The sequence below is a fragment of the Pseudomonas sp. YNh genome, from assembly GCF_037993085.1.
Lineage (GTDB): Bacteria > Pseudomonadota > Gammaproteobacteria > Pseudomonadales > Pseudomonadaceae > Aquipseudomonas > Aquipseudomonas putida.
The window spans coordinates 1-17,387 of sequence record NZ_JBBMRJ010000053.1 but is presented as its reverse complement, the minus strand read 5'-3'; the positions used below and the strand labels follow the sequence as shown (position 1 = coordinate 17,387).

Sequence of the window (17,387 nt, the reverse complement as noted above, 5' to 3'; positions counted from 1 at the left end):
AGGACGAATATGTCACCAAGGGTGGGAAAGCGCCTTGCTGAAAACCATAGAATCTCCCACAGGCGCAGCGTATTCCAGCCGGACCTGTGGGAGCGGGCAAGCCCGCGAAGGGCTGCAAAGCAGCCCCAGCCATACCCTTATCTGCGGGGGAGGGGTCAGCCGCGGACGATCTGGTTCTTGCCCTGCCGCTTGGCCTGGTACATCGCCGCATCGGCCCGGGCATACAGGCTGTCCAGTGCCACATCTTCCTCGGTCAGCCCGGTCAGCCCTTGGCTCACTGTCACCCCGTATGTCTGTTCGCCGTGGTTGAAGCTTAAGCGCTGGATTTCCCGCTGCAGGCGATCGGCAACCTGTTCCGCCATCTGCGCATCGCAACCCGGGAATATCGCGGCAAACTCCTCACCGCCAATGCGCCCGAACAGGTCGCCACGGCGTAGCACGGCCTTGCCGCTGTCGGCGATGCGTTGCAGCACCTGGTCACCTTCCTGGTGGCCATAGCTGTCGTTGATGACCTTGAAATCATCGATATCCAGCAACAGGAAGGCCAGCGGCGTACCGTCTTCGCGGGCAGTGTCGAAGGCCTGCTGGGCGCATTCGAAGAAGTGCCGGCGGTTGCTGCTCTGGGTCAGCACGTCGGTGGTGGCCAGGCGTTGCAACTCGCTTTCAAGCTGCTTTTTCTCGGTGATGTCTTCGGCAATGCCGACGATGATCACCCGGTCGTCCTCGCGCTGCTGGTTGATGTAGCACTTGTCGCTCAGCCAGCGCACTTGGCCGTCGGCATTGAGAATACGGTATTCGCGGTCTTCCACCGCGCCCTTGATCAGCACCTGGGCCAGGCTGCGCTCGGCGAACTCCAGGTCGTCGGGGTAGATGCTGTCGCGCCATTCGTTGTAGTCGGCCAGCACCAGGCTCACCGGGCGGCCGAAGATGCGCTCGTAGGCGGGGCTGACGTACAGCACCTGGCGGGTTTCCCAATCGAAGGCCCAGAGCACCGCATTGACGCTGTCGAGCAATGAGCTGAACAGCTGGTCGCGCTCACTCAGGCGGGCAACCTCGCCTTGGGCGTGGAGTAGCGCCAGTAAAGTCTGGGCGGCTTCGGGAGGTGAGGTGCCGGGCAATATTGTTGGAATGTTCTTGGCCATGTGCACGAAGCGGGTCTCGACGTAAAAGCGTGCGGCCAGCATCCGGCCCGCCACGCGGGCGATGTGCCAGATTTGAGTGGCGTCGAGGTGGCTAAGTTCCGAACGGCACGCACCGCAATGGGGCGTGCCGATCAACGGCGGTCAGGCGCCGGTGGGGCGCAGGGAGTAGGTCTTGAGCTGCGCCGCGAAGTCGCGCAGGGCGTGGATGCCGCTGGTTTCGGCCTCGTGTATCCAGTCCTTCATGGCAGACAGCATGTCGTGGCCGTTGGCGCTGGTGCGCGCCCAGATCTGCTGCAGGGCCAGGCGCTTTTCGTAAATGGTCTTCAGCGCCTGGCTATGGGCAAGCATTGACTCGATACGCACATGGTGGCGGTCTTCCAGCAAGCTGGTTTCGCGCGAGAGCAGGCGTTTGGCACGGCGGAAGTGGTGACGCACCGACGCATCGACGCGGGCCAGTTCCTGTTTCACCAGCGGGCCGATCACCAGCTTGCGGTACTGGGCCATGATCTGGAAGCGGTTGTTGAGGATGGCCATGGCAGTGTCCATGTCCAGGCTGGCCTTGCCCGCCACACGGTGGGCAATCGGCGCCACGCGCTGCACCTTGGCCAGGCGCAACAGGCAGAACAGGCGTATCCAGGCCCAGCCCATGTCGAACTCCCAGCGCTTGACTGAAAGCTTGGCCGAGTTGGGGTAGGTGTGGTGGTTGTTGTGCAGCTCTTCGCCGCCGATGACGATGCCCCACGGCACCAGGTTGGTGGCAGCGTCGCGGCATTCGAAGTTGCGATAGCCGAGCGCGTGGCCCAGGCCATTGACCACGCCGGCAGCCCAGAACGGGATCCACATCATCTGCACCGCCCAGATGGTGATGCCGATGGTGCCAAACAGCAGCAGGTCGATCACGGCCATCAAGGCGATGCCACCCAGCTTGTAGCGCGAGTAGAGGTTGCGCTCGATCCAGTCATCCGGGCAGTTCTTGCCGTAGATGCGCAGGGTTTCGGGGTTGCGTGCCTCTTCGCGGTAGAGTTCGGCGCCCTTGCGCAGCACCGTTCCCAGGCCCTTGTGCACCGGGCTGTGCGGGTCGTCGGGGGTTTCGCACTTGGCGTGGTGCTTGCGGTGGATGGCGGTCCATTCGCGGGTGTTCTGCGCCGTGGTCAGCCACAGCCAGAAGCGGAAGAAGTGCTTGAGCGCGCCATTGAGCTCCAGGGCCCGGTGCGCGGAGTAGCGATGCAGGTAGACCGTGACGCTGACGATGGTCACGTGGGTCATCAACAAGGTGATGCCGACCAGTTGCCAGGCCGACAAGTCGAGCAGGCCGTAGTACCACATAGGTGTAAAAACCCTCGGAATGCAGGAGGAGGGGGTGATTATCCCTTGGCAGGGAAATAAAACCAGTCAAAGCTGACGACGCGATATTTCAGGCCATCCATGTGGGAGCGGGCGTGCCCGCGAACACCGGCAACGCCGGTGCCATGCGCCGAGTTGCCGTCTTCGCGGGCATGCCCGCTCCCACAGAGCAGCAGAACCTTTATAATCGCCATTCTTTTCTGATGGGCAATCCCACCCGACATGTCTGTTTCCGTTCGCGACGCCTTGCGCATGGCTGCGCTGTATGTGGTGCTCTCGATCCTCTGGCTGGCGCTCGCCGAGGTGATGCTGCACGGCATGACTGACGACCCCCTGGCACTGACCGTGGGACGGCAGATCAACGTGGTGCTGTGGGTGTTGTTCAGTGCCGTGCTGATCTATGTGTCGCGCGTGCGGCTGCTGAACTTCATCGGTGTCGGTGCGCGCTTGCGCTGCGAGGACCGCGAGCGGCTGCGAATGGCCGCTGCGGTGTTCGACAGTACCCTCGAAGGCGTACTGGTTACCGACCGCCAAGGCCTGATCGTGCACGTAAACCGTGCCTTCATGCGCATCACCGGCTACCAGCAGGACGAGGTGATCGGCCATCGCCCGAGCAAGTTCAAATCGGGCCGCCACGGCCAGGCGTTCTACCAGCAGATCTTTGCCACCCTGGCCGAGCAGGGCGAATGGAGCGGCGAAATCTGGAACCGGCGCAAAAGCGGCGAAATCTACCCGCAATGGCAGACCATCTGCGCCATCCGCGATGACGACGGTGAGCTGAGCCATTACGTAGCGGTGTTCAGTGACATCAGTGCGATCAAGCATTCGGAACAGGAGCTGGCCTACCTGGCGCACCACGATCCGCTGACCGGCCTGCCCAACCGCCTGCTGTTCACCGACCGGGTCGAGCAGGCCCTGGCGGCCGCCCAGGCCAACAAGCGCGGTTGTGCCCTGCTGCTGTTGGACCTGGACCATTTCCAGAGTATCAACGACGGCCTGGGCCACACCATCGGTGACCAGTTGCTGAAGCTGGTGGGCGAGCGCCTGGGCGAGGTGCTGGGCAATGGCGTAACCCTGGCACGCCTGGGTGGCGACGAGTTCGGTGTGCTGGCCGAGAACTGCCAGCAGGTCGGCCAGGCGGGCAAGCTGGCGCAGTGCATTATCGAACGCATGCGCGAGCCGTTCGTGTTCGAGGATAATCGCCTGTTCATCAGTGCCAGCGTCGGTATCAGCCTGTTCCCCAGCGACGCCTTGAGCGCCGAGCAGTTGCTGCGTAATGCCGATGCGGCGTTGTACAAGGCCAAAAGCAACGGGCGTGCCTGCTATGCGCTGTACACCGAAGAGCTGACCGCTCACGCCCAGCACCGGGTCGAGACCGCCGGTGAGCTGCGCCGGGCACTGGAGCAGAATGAGCTGCGGGCCTACTTCCAGCCGGTACATGACCTGGCGACAGGCCGACAGGTAGGGGTCGAGACACTGGTACGCTGGCAGCACCCCCAGCGGGGCCTGGTGCCGCCGGGGGAGTTCATCCCGATTGCCGAGCGCACCGGGCTGATTGCCGAAATTGACACCTGGGTGCTGCGCCAGGCCTGTCGGCAAATGGTGCAGTGGCAGGCCGAAGGCCGGCAGCTGGCGTTTGTGGCAGTGAACATTTCCAGCCGCCTGTTTGGCCAGCATGAACTGTACCGGCAGGTGGCCGAGGTGCTGCACGAGACTGGCCTGGCTCCGGCCCTGCTGGAATTGGAAGTGACCGAAAGCGCGGTGATGGAAGACCCGGAAGTGGCGCTGGAGCAACTGCATCGTCTACGCGAGCTGGGGGTGACCCTGGCCATCGACGACTTTGGCACCGGGTATTCGTCGTTGCTGCGGCTCAAGCGTTTGCCGGTGCAGAAGCTGAAGATCGATCAGGGCTTCGTGGCCGGGTTGCCTCTGGATGAGGATGACATCGCGATCGTGCGGGTAATCATTGCCCTGGCACGCAGCATGGGCATGCAGGTGCATGCCGAGGGCATCGAGCAGGCGGAGCAGGCCAGCTTCCTGCTGCTGGAGCAGTGTCAGCTGGGGCAGGGGTACTGGTTCGGGCGGCCGGTGCCGGCTGAAGATCTTCGCTGGGATTGAGACCCTGGGGCCGCTTTGCGGCCCCGTCTATCGCTTGTTCAGGCCCTTCGCCAGGCGGTCCCCACCCAGCTGGATCAACGCCACCAACGCCACCAGCATGGCAATCACGGTCAGCATGATCTGGCTGTCAAAGCGCTGGTAGCCATACCGGTAGGCGATATCCCCCAAGCCGCCGGCACCGATTGCCCCGGCCATGGCCGAGGAGTTGATCAGGGTCACCAGGGTAATGGTGAAACCCCCGACGATGCCCGGCAGCGCCTCGGGCAACAGCACGTGCCAGACGATGTGCCAGCGCCGGCAGCCCATGGCCTGTGCGGCTTCCACCAAACCATGGTCGACTTCGCGCAGGCTGACCTCGGCAATCCGCGCAAAAAACGGCGTGGCGGCAATGGTCAGCGGCACCACCGCCGCCCACACGCCGTAGGTGGTGCCTACCACCAGGCGGGTGAAGGGGATCAGCGCGACCATCAGGATCAGGAACGGGATCGAACGGAACAGGTTGACGAAGGCGCCCAGCACCCGGTTCAGCAGCGGTGCCTCGAAGATTCCGCCCTTGTCGCTGGTGACCAGCAGCACCGCCATCGGCACCCCCACCAGCAGGGCGATCAGCGACGACACGCCGACCATCAGCAAGGTATCGAGCAAGCCTTCCAGCAGGCGATCAAACCACATGGCCCAGTACCTCCACGTCCTCGGCCCAGCGGCGGGCACGTTCCAGCAGTTGATGGGTATCGTGCGGCGAGTGTTGCACCGACAGGATCAGTTGCCCCAAGGCATGCTCGCCAATGGTTTCCACGCCGCCCTGCAGAAGGCGCACGCGGCCGCCCAGGTCGTTGAACAGGGCAGACAGCTCGGGTTCGCCGAGCAAGGTCAGTTTCAGTACCAAAGCGCCGTCGCGGCTAACCGGGCTCGCCCGCAAGCTGGCTTGCAGCGCGGCAGGCAACCTGGCCTGCAACGGTGCAAGCAGGGTGCGGGTGACCTCATGGCGTGGTGCGCCGAACACCCGCCAGACTTCGCCCTGCTCGACCACTTCGCCGCGCTCCAGCACGACCACCCGGTGGCAGATATCGCGGATCACCGCCATTTCGTGGGTGATCAGCACGATGGTCAGGCCCAGGCGCTGGTTGATGTCGCGCAGCAACTCAAGGATCGAAGCGGTGGTTTCCGGGTCCAGCGCCGAGGTGGCCTCGTCGCACAGCAGAATCTCGGGGTCATGCACCAGCGCCCGGGCAATGCCCACGCGCTGTTTCTGCCCGCCGGACAGTTGCGCCGGGTACACGTGGTGTTTCTCCTGCAAGCCGACCAGCTCCAGGAGCTCGCGCACCTTGCGTTGGCGCTCGGCCTTGGCCACGCCGGCCACTTTCAACGGCAGCTCGACGTTCTGCCACACGGTCTTGGCCGACATCAGGTTGAAGTGCTGGAAGATCATGCCGATGCGCCGGCGCAGCGCGACCAGGTGGTCCTCGTCGAAGGGCGCGATGTCCACCTGGTCGATCAGTACCCGGCCCTGGCTGGGTTGCTCCAGGCGGTTGATGGTGCGCAGCAGGGAAGACTTGCCGGCACCGCTGCGGCCGATGATGCCGAAGATCTCGCCATGGCGGATGTTCAGGTCGATGCCTTGCAAGGCCGGTTGCGTCTGGCCAGGGTAGGTCTTGCCCAGGCCGATGAAGCGCACATGGGCTTCATTGACTTCCGGGCGCAGGGCCTGTTCCTTGACCGTTGGCGGCAATGGTTGTGGTGTAGGCGCCCTGAGCGCGCTGGCCTGGCTCATGTCAGCCTTCCCAGCCGGCTTGGTAGAGCTTGCCGTGGGCTTTGTCCAATGCTGCGCGCACCACCGGCGAGTGCTGGTAGATATCGACGAACCTGGCCAGCCGTGGGTCGTCCTTGCTTTGCGGGCGGATGACGAACTGGATCACGTATTCCTTGTTTTCCAGGCCGTCGAACAGCAATGCCGAGGTGGCATCGAAGGTGTTGGCCAGGCGGATGTAGGCCGGGTAGCCCTGCACCAGGTCGGCGTCGTCGTAGGCGCGTACCAGCTGAACCGCCTCGACCTGAAGGATTCTCAGCTTTTTCGGGTTGGCGACGATGTCGTCTTCGGTGGCCTTGTAGCCAACGCCTGGCTTCAGGGTGATCAGCCCGGCCTTGGCCAGCAGTTGCAGGCCACGGCCGCTGTTGATCGGGTCGTTGGCGATGGCGACGCTGGCGCCCTCAGGCAGCTCGGCGAAGCTTTTGTAATTTTTCGAGTACAGGCCAACGTTGTTGATGATGCCCGAGGCGTAAGGCACCAGGTTGAAGCCCGCAGCAGCCTTGGCGTTTTCCAGGAACGGGATGTGCTGGAAGTAGTTCACGTCGATGTCGCCGCTGTTGAGGCTGACATTGGGCGCAATCCAGTCGCTGAATTCGATCAGCTTCACTTCCAGGCCTTGCTTGTGCGCTTCCTCCACTGCAGCTTCCAGCGGAATGGCAAAGGCCGAGGTGGTGCCGATCTTCAGCGGTTCGGCAGCCAGGGCACTGGCGGTCAGGCCCAGGGTGAGGGCAAAGGCCGCGACGGGCCGGAACAGTTTCTCAAGCATGGTGCAGGGCTCCAGTCGGGGCAGGGGTTGGGGTAAAGCGGTAGGTCGAGCCCGGGTGATCGGCGGGCAGGTGCGGGTGGTCGGCCTGGAACAACTTCTCGCGCAGGGTGCCTTCGGCGTAGGCGGTCTTGTAGCGGCCACGCTGTTGCAACTGCGGGATGACCAGGTCGATGAAGTCCTCGAAGCTTTCCGGGGTGACGGTGCGGGTCAGGTTGAAACCGTCCAGCCCGGTTTCGTCGATCCAGGCGATCAACTGTTCGGCCACCTGTTCCGGTGAGCCGACCAGGGTTACGTAGCGGCCACCCAGGGCGTGCTGTTCAAGCAGCCGACGGCGGGTCCAGGCGTTGTCCTGCAACTGGCGCGTGGCGGACTGGATGGCATTGCCCTGGCTGAAGCCAATCGGCTCGTCCAGCCCGTAGGCCGCAAAGTCGATGCCGGTGGATGCGGCGAAGTGCGCGACGCCGGCCTCGGGGCTTGCATGGCCCAGGTACTCGGCATGCCTGGCCTGGGCCGCTTGCTCGGTGGCGGCGACGATCACCGTGATGCCCATGAACACTTTGACCGCTTGCGGGTCGCGCCCGGCGGCCTGGGCGGCAGCGCGTACCTTGTCGACCTGGGCGCGGGTAGCGGCCTTGTCCTGGCCGCTGATGAACACGCATTCGGCATGGTTGCCGGCGAACGCCAGGCCACGCTGCGAGCTGCCGGCCTGGAACAGCACCGGGGTGCGTTGCGGTGAGGGTTCGCTCAGGTGATAGCCCTCGACGTTGTAGAACTCGCCGTGGTGGCTGACCTTGCGCACCTTGTCGGGCTGGGCATACACACGCTGCTCGCGGTCTGCGACCACGGCGTCGTCGGCCCAGCTGCCTTCCAGCAGCTTGTAAAGCACTTGCAGGTATTCGTCGGCCTGGTCATAGCGGCGGTCATGCTCCGGCTGCTGTGCCAGGCCCATGGCCCGGGCTGCGCTGTCCAGGTAGCCGGTGACGATGTTCCAGCCCACCCGGCCATTGCTCAGATGGTCGAGGGTGGCAAGGCGCCGGGCGAACAGGTACGGCGCCTCGTAGGTGAGGTTGGCGGTAAGGCCGAACCCCAGGTGGCGGGTGACCGCAGCCATGGCCGAAACCAGCAGCAGTGGGTCGTTGACCGGCAGCTGGATCGACTCCTTGAGGGTGACGTCCAGCGACTGGCCGTAGATGTCGTAGGTGCCGACGATGTCGGCGATGAACAGCCCGTCGAACAGGCCGCGCTCCAGCAGGCGCGCCAGGTTGGTCCAGTACTCCAGGGACTTGTACTGGGTCGAGGTGTCCCGTGGGTGGGTCCACAGGCCGTGGTTGATGTGCCCGATGCAGTTCATGTTGAAGGCATTGAGCAGAATCTGTCTGGCCATCAGATGGTCCCCCGGCGTGGTGGGTTGGCATCGTTGAGGTAGTAGTTGCCAATCGCGTGATACTTCCAGCGCACCGGGTCGTGCAGGGTGTGCACGCGGGCGTTGCGCCAGTGGCGGTCGAGGTTGTGCTCGGCAAGCGTTGCCTGGCTGCCGCCCAGTTCGAACAGGGCGGTGCCGGCGGCGAGGGAAATCTCGGTGCTGATGGCCCGCGCTTCGGCCACGGCGATGGAGGCGGCGGCCACGTTGTCGGCGGTGCTGTCGTCACGGGCGCGGTCGAGGTATTCGCCGGCGCGCTCCAGCAGGGCTTCGGCGGCATGCAGGCGGATCGCCAGGTGACCGAAGCTCTTCAGCGTCAGCGGGTCATCCGTGGCCTTGTCCAGGCCGGAGTCGACCCACGGGCGGCTGCGTGTGCGCACGAAGTGCAGGGCGTCTTCATAGGCGGCACGGGCGATGCCGGTGTCGATGGCGGCATGGAGGATTTGCGCCAGCGGCCCAACCGGGGTGGGGCGCTCGAAAGCGCTCTGGAACGGCACCACGTCGGCGGCGCTGACATACACGTTGTCGAACACCACCGAACCGCTGCCGGTGGTGCGTTGGCCGAAGCCGCTCCAGTCGTCGATCACCTGCAGGCCCTGGCTGTCGGCCGGGACGAACGCCAGCTGCTGTACGCCTTGGTCGTCGACGACCGAGGTGGGAATGCGCTGGGCGTAGATGGCGCCGGTGGAATAGAACTTGCGGCCGTTGATGCGAAAGCCCTCGCCGTCTCGGCTCAGGCGGGTGGTGCGCTCATTGGCGGTCTTGGTGCCCAGCTCGGCCAGGGCATTGCCGAAGCGGCGGCCGGCGAGTACTTCGGCGTACAGGCGCTGTTGCTGTTCGGGGCTGCCGTTTACCCGCAGCACTTCCAGGCCGTAGAAATGGTTTTGCGGGATCTGCCCCAGCGAGCCGTCGGCCTGGGCGATACGGGCGATGACCTTGGCCAGGGTGACGTTGGACACGCCGGCGCCGCCAAAGGCCTTGGGCACGCTGATGGCCCACAGGCCGGAGCGGGTGAATAGCTCGAGTTCGGCGTGGGGCAGGCGGCGCTCGCGATCCCGCAGGGCGCTGTCGCGGCGCAGTTGCTGGGCGATGTCTTCGGCGACGGCCAGGGCCTGGGCGTCGCTGGTGATGATAGCGATTGTCATAGAGTTCTCCGGGGGCCGCTTCGCGGCTCTTCGCGGGCTTGCCCGCTCCCACAGGTAGAGTGATGCCAGTTCAGGCGGCGGTAATCCTGTGGGAGCGGGCAAGCCCGCGAAGGGCTGCGCAGCAGCCCCAAAGGCAGCAAATCAGATCCAGGAATGCCGCGCAGGCAGGGTGCCGTTAAGGTGGTACGCGCCTACCGCGTGGTACTTCCAGCGCACCGGGTCGTGCAGGGTGTGCACCCGGGCATTGCGCCAGTGGCGGTCGAGGTTGAACTCGGCAAGGGTGGCGCGGCTGCCGGCCAGCTCGAACAGCTTCTCGCTGGCCTGCAGGGCAATTTCGGTGGTCAGCACCTTGGCCTCGGCTACGGCAATCGAGGCCCGGGCCGCGCTGGCTGCGTCGATGGGCGCAGCATTGACCTCGTCGAGTACTCGCGCGGCCCTGCGCAGCAGCGCTTCGGCGGCGTGCAGCTCAAGCTTCAGCCTGCCGATGTCGGCGATCACATAAGGGTCGTCGCTGGCGCGGTCCACGTTGGCTTCAATCCACGGGCGCGACTTTTCACGCACGAAGGTGATCGCATCATCGATTGCCGCTTCGGCAATGCCGGCGTCGATCGCCGCCTGGATCAGCTGCGAGGCTGCGCCCTGGATGTTGGGGATATCGCGCTGGCGCCAGTTGTCGATCACCAGCTCCGCGTCTACCGGCACCTGGTCCAGCAGCACAGTGCCGCTGGCGGTGGTGCGCTGGCCGAATCCGGACCAGTCATCGACGATGCGCAGCCCCGGAGTGCCACGGCGCACAAACGCCAGGCGCTGGCGGCCTTCGTCATCCAGTGCCTTCACTGCTACCCAGTGGGCGAACAGCGCACCGGTGGAATAGAATTTTTCGCCGCTGATGCGATAGCTATCGCCCGCGCGGGTGATCCGGGCCTTGAGGGTGAGCGTGTCCTTGGTGCCGCGTTCGGGGCCGGCATTGCCGATGCGCCAACCGTCGAGCACGCTGCGGAAGATCAGCGCCTGTTGCGCCTCGGTGGCCGTCAGGCGAATCAGTTGCAGCATGCCGAACTGGTTCTGCGGGATCTGCCCCAAGGCCGGGTCGGCGGCGCTGATCAGGCGAAACACTTCGGCTACGGTTTCGAACGACACGTCGGGGCCGCCGTGGGCCTTGGGTACGCTGATGCTGCCCAGGCCGCTGCGGGTGAACAGCTCGATCTCCGCCCACGGCAGTTTGCGTTGCTGGTCGCGGCGGGCGGCTTGCTCGCGGGCAACCTCGGCCAGTTCGCGGGCCGCTTGCAAGGCTTCGGCGTCGTTGCGCAGTACCTTGGCCGGCAGCAGCAGGGGCGAGCTGTCGAGATCGCTATGGAATTGGGTATTTGGCTGGCTGGACATCAGTACCGCTCCTTGGCTGCACTCAATGCCCTGGCGATACGCACTGGGGTGATTGTGATCCTGACCATTCCTGACCTCACAAAAAAGTTGTGTCGCTACAGCTGGTCGCGACAAAAGTGTGCTGGTCCGGTGGTCCGGTTTATATACCCTAATGCTTTATAAAAAGTTTATGAACTAACTATTTGGAATATGTATAGAAGGAGGGATTTGTTACAGATGTGCCGGCCCTTTCGCGGGCACGCCCGCTCCCACAGGCACTGCACAGGTATTGAAACCGGTGCGACACCTGTGGGAGCGGGCGTGCCCGCGAAGAGGCCGTAACAGGTTTACTCGGAGGCAGCGGTGCCGAGGAACTTGCGCAGGAACTGGCGGGTACGCTCTTCCTTCGGCGCCGCAAACAGTGCCTTGGCCTCGCCCTGTTCCACGATCACGCCCTTGTCGAAGAAAATCACCCGGTTCGCCACGTCGCGGGCAAAGCTCATCTCGTGGGTGACGATGATCATGGTGCGTTTCTCTTCGGCCAGGCCGCGGATGGTCGCCAGCACTTCACCCACCAGCTCCGGGTCCAGTGCCGAGGTGGGTTCATCGAACAGGATCACCTCCGGCTCCATGGCCAGGGCGCGGGCGATGGCCACGCGTTGCTGCTGGCCCCCGGACAGGCGCCGTGGGTAGGCGTCTTCCTTGCCCGCCAGGCCGACCTTGGCCATCAGGCGCCGCCCCAGCTCGATGGCTTGCTCGCGGGGCGTCTTCTTGACGATCACCGGCCCTTCGATCACGTTCTCCAGGGCGGTGCGGTGCGGGAACAGGTTGAAGTTCTGGAACACGAACCCGGCCTGCTGGCGCAAGCGGCGTATCGCACTCTGCTGGCCACCCAGCGGGCGGTTGGCATCAATGCTGATGGCGCCGATCTTGATCTGCCCGGCGTCGGGGGTTTCCAGCAGGTTCAGGCAGCGCAGGAAGGTGGTCTTGCCCGAGCCGCTTGGGCCGATGATGGCCACCACTTCGCCGGGCTGCACGGTCAGGTCGATGCCGTTGAGCACGGTCTGGCCCTTGAAGCGCTTGGTCAGGCCTTTGACTTCAATCATGCTCATTGCTCCTGGTCATGCTGGTTGACCCGCGCTTCCATGCGGTTCTGGAAGTGCGCGAGGATGCTGCACAGCACCCAGTAGATGACCGCGACCGCCACGTACATGGTGAACACTTCGAAGGTGCGTGCGGTAATCAGCTGCGCCTGGCGGAACAGCTCGGGCACCTGGATGGTCGCCGCCAGGGCAGTGTCCTTGACCAGCGAAATGAAGCTGTTGCCCAGCGGGGGCAGGGCGGTACGCAAGGCCTGCGGCAGGATCGCCCGGCGCATGGCCTGGACGCGGGTCATGCCGATACTGGCGGCGGCTTCCCACTGACCACGGTCGATCGAGGAAATTGCAGCGCGCAGGATTTCGCAGATGTAGGCCGCCATGTTCAGCGACAGGCCGATCAGCGAAGCCGGGATGGGGTCGAGTTCGATGCCGATCTGCGGCATGCCGAAATAGATCACGAACAGCTGCACCAGCAGCGGCGTGCCGCGGAAGAACGACACGTAGATCCGCGCCAGCCAGTTCAGTGGCAAGATCTTCGACAGCCGCATCAGCGCCAGGGCAAAGCCCAGCAGCAGGCCGAAGAACATGCCGCCGACACTGAGCAGCACTGTATAACCCGCGCCCTTCAGCAGGAAGGGCGCGGAGTCGACAACGAGTTGCAGGCTTTCAGCAATCATTTGGTGACATCGGCACCGAAGTATTTCTCGGACAGCTTGGCCAGCGTGCCGTCAGCCTTGAGCTTGTCGATGGCCTTGTTTATGGCTGCCAGCAGTTCAGGCTCGCCCTTGCGCAGGGCCACGCCGCTTTCCAGGCGCGAGAAGGCATCGCCGGCCAGTTCGGTGTCTTTGGCTTTTTGCGCGTATTCCAGCGCGGCCAGGCGGTCGATCAGGATGGCGTCGATACGGCCGTTGCGCAGGTCGGCGAACTTGCTCGGGTCGTCTTCATAGGTGCGCACTTCGGCTTTCGGGACGTCTTGCTTGACCCACTGCTCGTAGTTGGTGCCCAGGCCCACGCCGACTTTCTTGCCGGCCAGGTCTTGCGCCGACTTGATGTTCAACTGCTCGGCTTTCTTCTTCAGGATCAGTGCCTGGATACCGGAAACGGTGTAGGGCTCGGAGAAATCGTATTTCTTCTTGCGCTCCTCGGAGATAGTCACCTGATTGACCACCACGTCCAGGCGCTTGGATTCCAGCGCGGCGAGGATGCCGTCCCACTTGGTCGGCTGGATCTTGGCCTTGACCCCCAGCTCCTTGGCCAGCAGTTCCGAAAGCTCCACCTCGAAGCCGGCCAGCTTGCCGTTCTCGTCCTGGAAGCTGAACGGTGGGTAGGTGCCTTCGAGGCCGACGTTGATCACGCCTTTTTCCTGGATGGTCTTCAACTGCTCGCCGGCGAACGCCTGGCCGAGCAGACCGGCACCCAGCAGGATGGCCAGGCTGGCGTTGAGTAGCGGTTTGGCGAATTTCGACATGTCAGAGCCCCGCGCTTGTTGTGTAAGTAGTGAGGTGGCGACTATAGGGTTGGCTGCTTAGGCCAGGAAATAATAAAAAATTATTTTGTTATTCCCTTTTTGATTTGTGTCAGGTGCTGGCTGCTTTGAGGGTAGGCGAGGATGCTCGCTACGTCATCGCGGCTTATGCCTGACTTAGCGCAGGATGGAATAAAGCGTTGTTTTTTCCAAGGGGCGGATTTGCCGTAGAGTGGATCGCATGTAGGCAGGCCCGGCCCTTTCGCGGGCACGCCCGCTCCCACAGGTACAGCACAGGGCTCAATAGCGGTGCTGTACCTGTGGGAGCGGGCGTGCCCGCGAAAGGGCCGGGCCTGGCGAAAAACCAGATGGCCTATACGGCAGGAGAAAACCGTGAGCGAACAACCTTCATCCGCGCACTGGCAGTTGCACAACATCGTTAGCGGCCTGCGCGGCGCCCGTGAGCAATGGCGCACCCGCAATGGCCGCAGCATTGGCGAGCAGGGCGGGCGCGAGTTGCCGTCGCGCGAAGCAATGCGGCAGATCCTGGAGCAACTGTGCGGCGCGTTGTTCCCCATGCGCCTTGGGCCTGTGGACCTGCGCGAAGAGAGCGAAGACTTCTACGTTGGCCATACCCTGGATGCCGCGCTGACCGCCTTGCTGACCCAGGCGCGCCTGGAGTTGCGCTACGCCGCCCGGCAAAGCAAGGCTGAACTGGCCAGCGTCGATGGCCATGCGTTGAAGCTGATCCAGGGCTTTGCTGCTGCGCTGCCGGAACTGCGGGTGCTGCTCGACACCGACGTGCTGGCCGCCTATCACGGCGACCCCGCCGCGCGCAGCGTCGATGAAGTGCTGCTGTGCTACCCGGGCATCCTGGCGATCATCCATCACCGCCTGGCGCATCACCTGTACAAGGCCGGCCTGCCACTGCTGGCGCGGATCAGCTCGGAGCTGGCGCATTCGGCCACCGGTATCGACATCCACCCCGGCGCGCAGATCGGCCCGAGCTTCTTCATCGACCACGGCACCGGCGTGGTCATCGGCGAAACCGCGATCATCGGTGAGCGCGTGCGCATCTACCAGGCGGTGACCCTGGGCGCCAAACGCTTCCCCAGCGATGAGTCCGGCACCCTGCACAAAGGCCTGCCGCGCCATCCGATTGTCGAGGACGATGTGGTGATCTACGCCGGGGCCACGGTGCTGGGGCGTATTACCATCGGCAAGGGTTCGACCATTGGCGGTAACGTGTGGCTGACCCGCAGTGTGCCTGCTGAAAGCAACATCACCCAGGCCAACCTGCAGCTGGATTGCCAGGACAAGAACTGATCTGGCATTGATATTGGCTGCACTGGCCTCTTCGCGGGCTTGCCCGCTCCACAAGTACCCCACAAAGAATCGGTCTTGTGGAGTACCTGTGGGAGCGGGCACGCCCGCGAAGAGGCCAGTGCAGGAGGACGCCAATCAGCGCCCCAATTCGCATTGAAATCCGATCCATGTTTAACTTGAACGCTTGTTCAATGTAAAAACGCTGGTCCGCTGCCGGTGTTCAACAGGAGGATTCCTTTGCTGAACCCGTTCATTCCGAACCTCACGTCATTCGACGAGGTGCACGCCCGATGAGTGCACCGAACCCTTCCGCCGCCAACGGCAAAATCCGCATGAACCCCCCGGTGTTCTACTTTGCGGCAAGTTTCATCCTCATCTTTGGCCTGGTAGTCATCTCCAACCCGCAAGCCGCAGGCGACTGGCTGCTGGCGGCGCAGAACTGGGCGGCCAACACGGTCGGCTGGTACTACATGTTGGCCATGACGCTGTATCTGGTCTTCGTGGTGGTCACCGCCTTGTCCGGCTACGGCAAGATCAAGCTCGGTGCCGACCACGACGAACCCGAGTTCAGTTACCTCTCGTGGGCCGGCATGCTGTTCGCCGCCGGTATCAGCATTACCCTGTTCTTCTTCTGCGTTTCCGAACCGCTTACGCACATGCTGCAGCCGCCCCAGGGCGAAGCGGGCACGGCCGAGGCCGGGCGCCAGGCGATGCAGATCCTGTTCCTGCACTGGGGCCTGCATGGCTGGGGCGTATTCGCCTTTGTCGGTATGGCGCTGGCCTACTTCGCCTACCGCCACAACCTGCCGCTGGCGTTGCGTTCGGCGCTGTACCCTCTTATCGGCAAGCGCATCAACGGCCCTATCGGCTACGCAGTGGATGGCTTCGGTATCATTGCCACGGTGTTCGGCCTGGGTGCCGACATGGGCTTTGGCGTACTGCACCTGAACGCCGGCCTGGACTACCTGTTCGGTATCAGCCACAGCCAGTGGGTACAGGTGATCCTCATCACCCTGATGATGGGCGCGGCAGTGGCCGTGGCCGTTGCCGGGGTGGAGAAGGGCGTGCGGGTGATGAGCGACATCAACCTGTTCCTGGCCTGCGCGTTGTTGTTGTTCGTGCTGTTTGCCGGGCCTACCCAACACTTGTTCAACACGCTGATCCAGAACCTGGGTGATTACCTGGGCGCTCTGCCACGCAAGAGTTTTGATGTGTATGCCTACGGTGATAACCGCGACTGGCTGGGCGGCTGGACAGTGTTCTACTGGGCCTGGTGGATTGCCTGGGCGCCGTTCGTGGGCCTGTTCATCGCCCGTATCTCCCGTGGCCGCACCATCCGCGAATTCGTCTTTGGCGTGCTGCTGATCCCCCTGGGCTTCACCCTGGCGTGGATGTCGATTTTCGGCAACAGCGCCCTGGACCAGGTGATCAACCACGGCATGACCGCGCTGGGCCAGTCGGCACTGGATAACCCGTCGATGAGCCTGTACCTGCTGCTGGAGACCTACCCATGGAGCAAGGCGGTGATTGCCACCACGGTGTTCATCAGCTTCGTGTTCTTCGTGACCTCGGCCGATTCGGGCACTGTGGTGCTGTCGACTCTGTCGGCCAAGGGTGGCGACGCGGACGAGGACGGGCCGAACTGGCTGCGCATCTTCTGGGGCGCGATGACGGCGCTGATCACCAGTGCACTGCTGTTCGCGGGCAGCATCGATTCGCTGAAGTCGGCGGTGGTGCTGACCTCGTTGCCGTTCTCGCTGATTCTGCTGTGCATGATGTGGGGGCTGCACAAGGCGTTTTACCTGGAGTCGCAACGGCAGATCGCGCAGATGCACTCGCTGGCCCCGTTCGCCCAGTCACGTCGCGGCCGTGGCGGTTGGCGCCAGCGCCTGAGCCAGGCGGTGCACTTCCCGTCGCGTGATGAGGTGTACCGCTTCATGGACGATGTGGTGCGTCCGGCGATTGCCGACGTGCGTGAAGTGTTCGAGCAGAAGGGCCTGGTAATAATTACCCAGGACGACCCGAGCCACGACAACGTCAGCCTGAAGATTGGCCATGGCGAGGAACAGCCGTTCATTTACCAGGTGCAGATGCGTGGCTACTTCACGCCATCGTTCGCCCTGGGTGGGCTGGGTACGCAGGAGTTGAAGAACCGCCGCTATTACCGGGCGGAGGTGCACCTGAGCGAAGGCAGCCAGAACTATGACCTGGTGGGCTACAGCAAGGAGCAGATCATCAACGACATCCTCGACCAGTACGAGCGGCACATGCAGTACCTGCATCTGGTCCGCTGACCAAGCTCTCCTGTCCTGGCCTCTTCGCGGGCTTGCCCGCTTGTATGGTTAGACTTGAAGGGGTGGTGGGACTAAATGCCCGATTCTGACTGTTCACA

Annotated in this window: 15 protein-coding genes; 3 read left to right on the top strand and 12 right to left on the bottom strand. The window is 63.7% G+C overall.

The window, feature by feature from the left end; genetic code table 11:
* Positions 1-155 precede the first annotated feature (155 nt).
* The 3 genes from WF331_RS28420 to WF331_RS28410 all read right to left on the bottom strand — a co-directional run bounded on the left by WF331_RS28420 (position 156) and on the right by WF331_RS28410 (position 2,710).
* Positions 156-1,184 (bottom strand): GGDEF domain-containing protein, encoded by a 1,029-nt coding sequence (locus WF331_RS28420; protein WP_016497527.1) that lies wholly within the window; start codon positions 1,182-1,184, stop codon positions 156-158.
* A gap of 99 nt (positions 1,185-1,283) precedes the next feature.
* A complete protein-coding gene (desA, locus tag WF331_RS28415) occupies positions 1,284-2,468 on the bottom strand; it encodes a delta-9 fatty acid desaturase DesA (RefSeq protein WP_016497528.1) in 1,185 nt (394 codons plus the stop codon).
* Between the two features lie 38 nt (positions 2,469-2,506).
* Entirely contained in the window at positions 2,507-2,710 is a 204-nt protein-coding gene (locus tag WF331_RS28410; RefSeq protein ID WP_016497529.1) for a hypothetical protein, read from the bottom strand.
* On the opposite strand from WF331_RS28410, the gene dibA reads away from it, so the two are divergent.
* Positions 2,709-4,604, top strand: coding sequence for a phosphodiesterase DibA (dibA, locus tag WF331_RS28405; protein WP_049274605.1), 1,896 nt, complete (start codon positions 2,709-2,711; stop codon positions 4,602-4,604). The genes WF331_RS28410 and dibA overlap by 2 nt on opposite strands.
* Before the next feature lie 27 nt (positions 4,605-4,631).
* Here dibA and WF331_RS28400 read toward each other — a convergent pair whose 3' ends face one another.
* The 9 genes from WF331_RS28400 to tcyJ all read right to left on the bottom strand — a co-directional run bounded on the left by WF331_RS28400 (position 4,632) and on the right by tcyJ (position 13,672).
* Positions 4,632-5,276 (bottom strand): methionine ABC transporter permease, encoded by a 645-nt coding sequence (locus WF331_RS28400; RefSeq protein ID WP_008096606.1) that lies wholly within the window; start codon positions 5,274-5,276, stop codon positions 4,632-4,634.
* Complete coding sequence (locus WF331_RS28395) at positions 5,266-6,375, bottom strand: methionine ABC transporter ATP-binding protein (RefSeq protein ID WP_016497531.1); 1,110 nt, start codon at positions 6,373-6,375, stop codon at positions 5,266-5,268. The genes WF331_RS28400 and WF331_RS28395 overlap by 11 nt, the downstream gene beginning before the upstream one ends.
* A 1-nt stretch (position 6,376) precedes the next feature.
* Entirely contained in the window at positions 6,377-7,177 is an 801-nt protein-coding gene (locus WF331_RS28390; RefSeq protein WP_049274603.1) for a MetQ/NlpA family ABC transporter substrate-binding protein, read from the bottom strand.
* On the bottom strand, positions 7,170-8,561 hold the full coding sequence (locus tag WF331_RS28385; RefSeq protein WP_340623532.1) for an LLM class flavin-dependent oxidoreductase: 1,392 nt from the start codon (positions 8,559-8,561) through the stop codon (positions 7,170-7,172). Before WF331_RS28385 ends, WF331_RS28390 begins: the two co-directional genes overlap by 8 nt.
* A complete protein-coding gene (locus WF331_RS28380) occupies positions 8,561-9,742 on the bottom strand; it encodes an SfnB family sulfur acquisition oxidoreductase (RefSeq protein WP_016497534.1) in 1,182 nt (393 codons plus the stop codon). Before WF331_RS28380 ends, WF331_RS28385 begins: the two co-directional genes overlap by 1 nt.
* 141 nt (positions 9,743-9,883) lie before the next feature.
* The gene (locus WF331_RS28375; protein WP_016497535.1) at positions 9,884-11,125 is read right to left on the bottom strand and encodes an SfnB family sulfur acquisition oxidoreductase; all 1,242 of its coding nucleotides are present in this window, start codon (positions 11,123-11,125) and stop codon (positions 9,884-9,886) included.
* A 326-nt stretch (positions 11,126-11,451) separates the two neighbouring features.
* Positions 11,452-12,210: an L-cystine ABC transporter ATP-binding protein TcyN gene (tcyN, locus tag WF331_RS28370; RefSeq protein WP_016497536.1), complete on the bottom strand. Its 759-nt coding sequence runs from the start codon at positions 12,208-12,210 to the stop codon at positions 11,452-11,454.
* Between the two features lie 2 nt (positions 12,211-12,212).
* Positions 12,213-12,881 carry a cystine ABC transporter permease gene (gene tcyL / locus WF331_RS28365; RefSeq protein ID WP_016497537.1) on the bottom strand — a complete coding sequence of 223 codons (669 nt, stop codon included), beginning with the start codon at positions 12,879-12,881 and terminating at the stop codon, positions 12,213-12,215.
* Entirely contained in the window at positions 12,878-13,672 is a 795-nt protein-coding gene (tcyJ, locus tag WF331_RS28360) for a cystine ABC transporter substrate-binding protein (protein WP_016497538.1), read from the bottom strand. The genes tcyL and tcyJ overlap by 4 nt, the downstream gene beginning before the upstream one ends.
* A 390-nt stretch (positions 13,673-14,062) precedes the next feature.
* On the opposite strand from tcyJ, the gene epsC reads away from it, so the two are divergent.
* Positions 14,063-14,995 carry a serine O-acetyltransferase EpsC gene (gene epsC, locus WF331_RS28355; protein WP_016497539.1) on the top strand — a complete coding sequence of 311 codons (933 nt, stop codon included), beginning with the start codon at positions 14,063-14,065 and terminating at the stop codon, positions 14,993-14,995.
* A gap of 290 nt (positions 14,996-15,285) precedes the next feature.
* Positions 15,286-17,289: a choline transporter BetT gene (gene betT / locus WF331_RS28350; RefSeq protein WP_016497540.1), complete on the top strand. Its 2,004-nt coding sequence runs from the start codon at positions 15,286-15,288 to the stop codon at positions 17,287-17,289.
* Positions 17,290-17,387 lie beyond the last annotated feature (98 nt).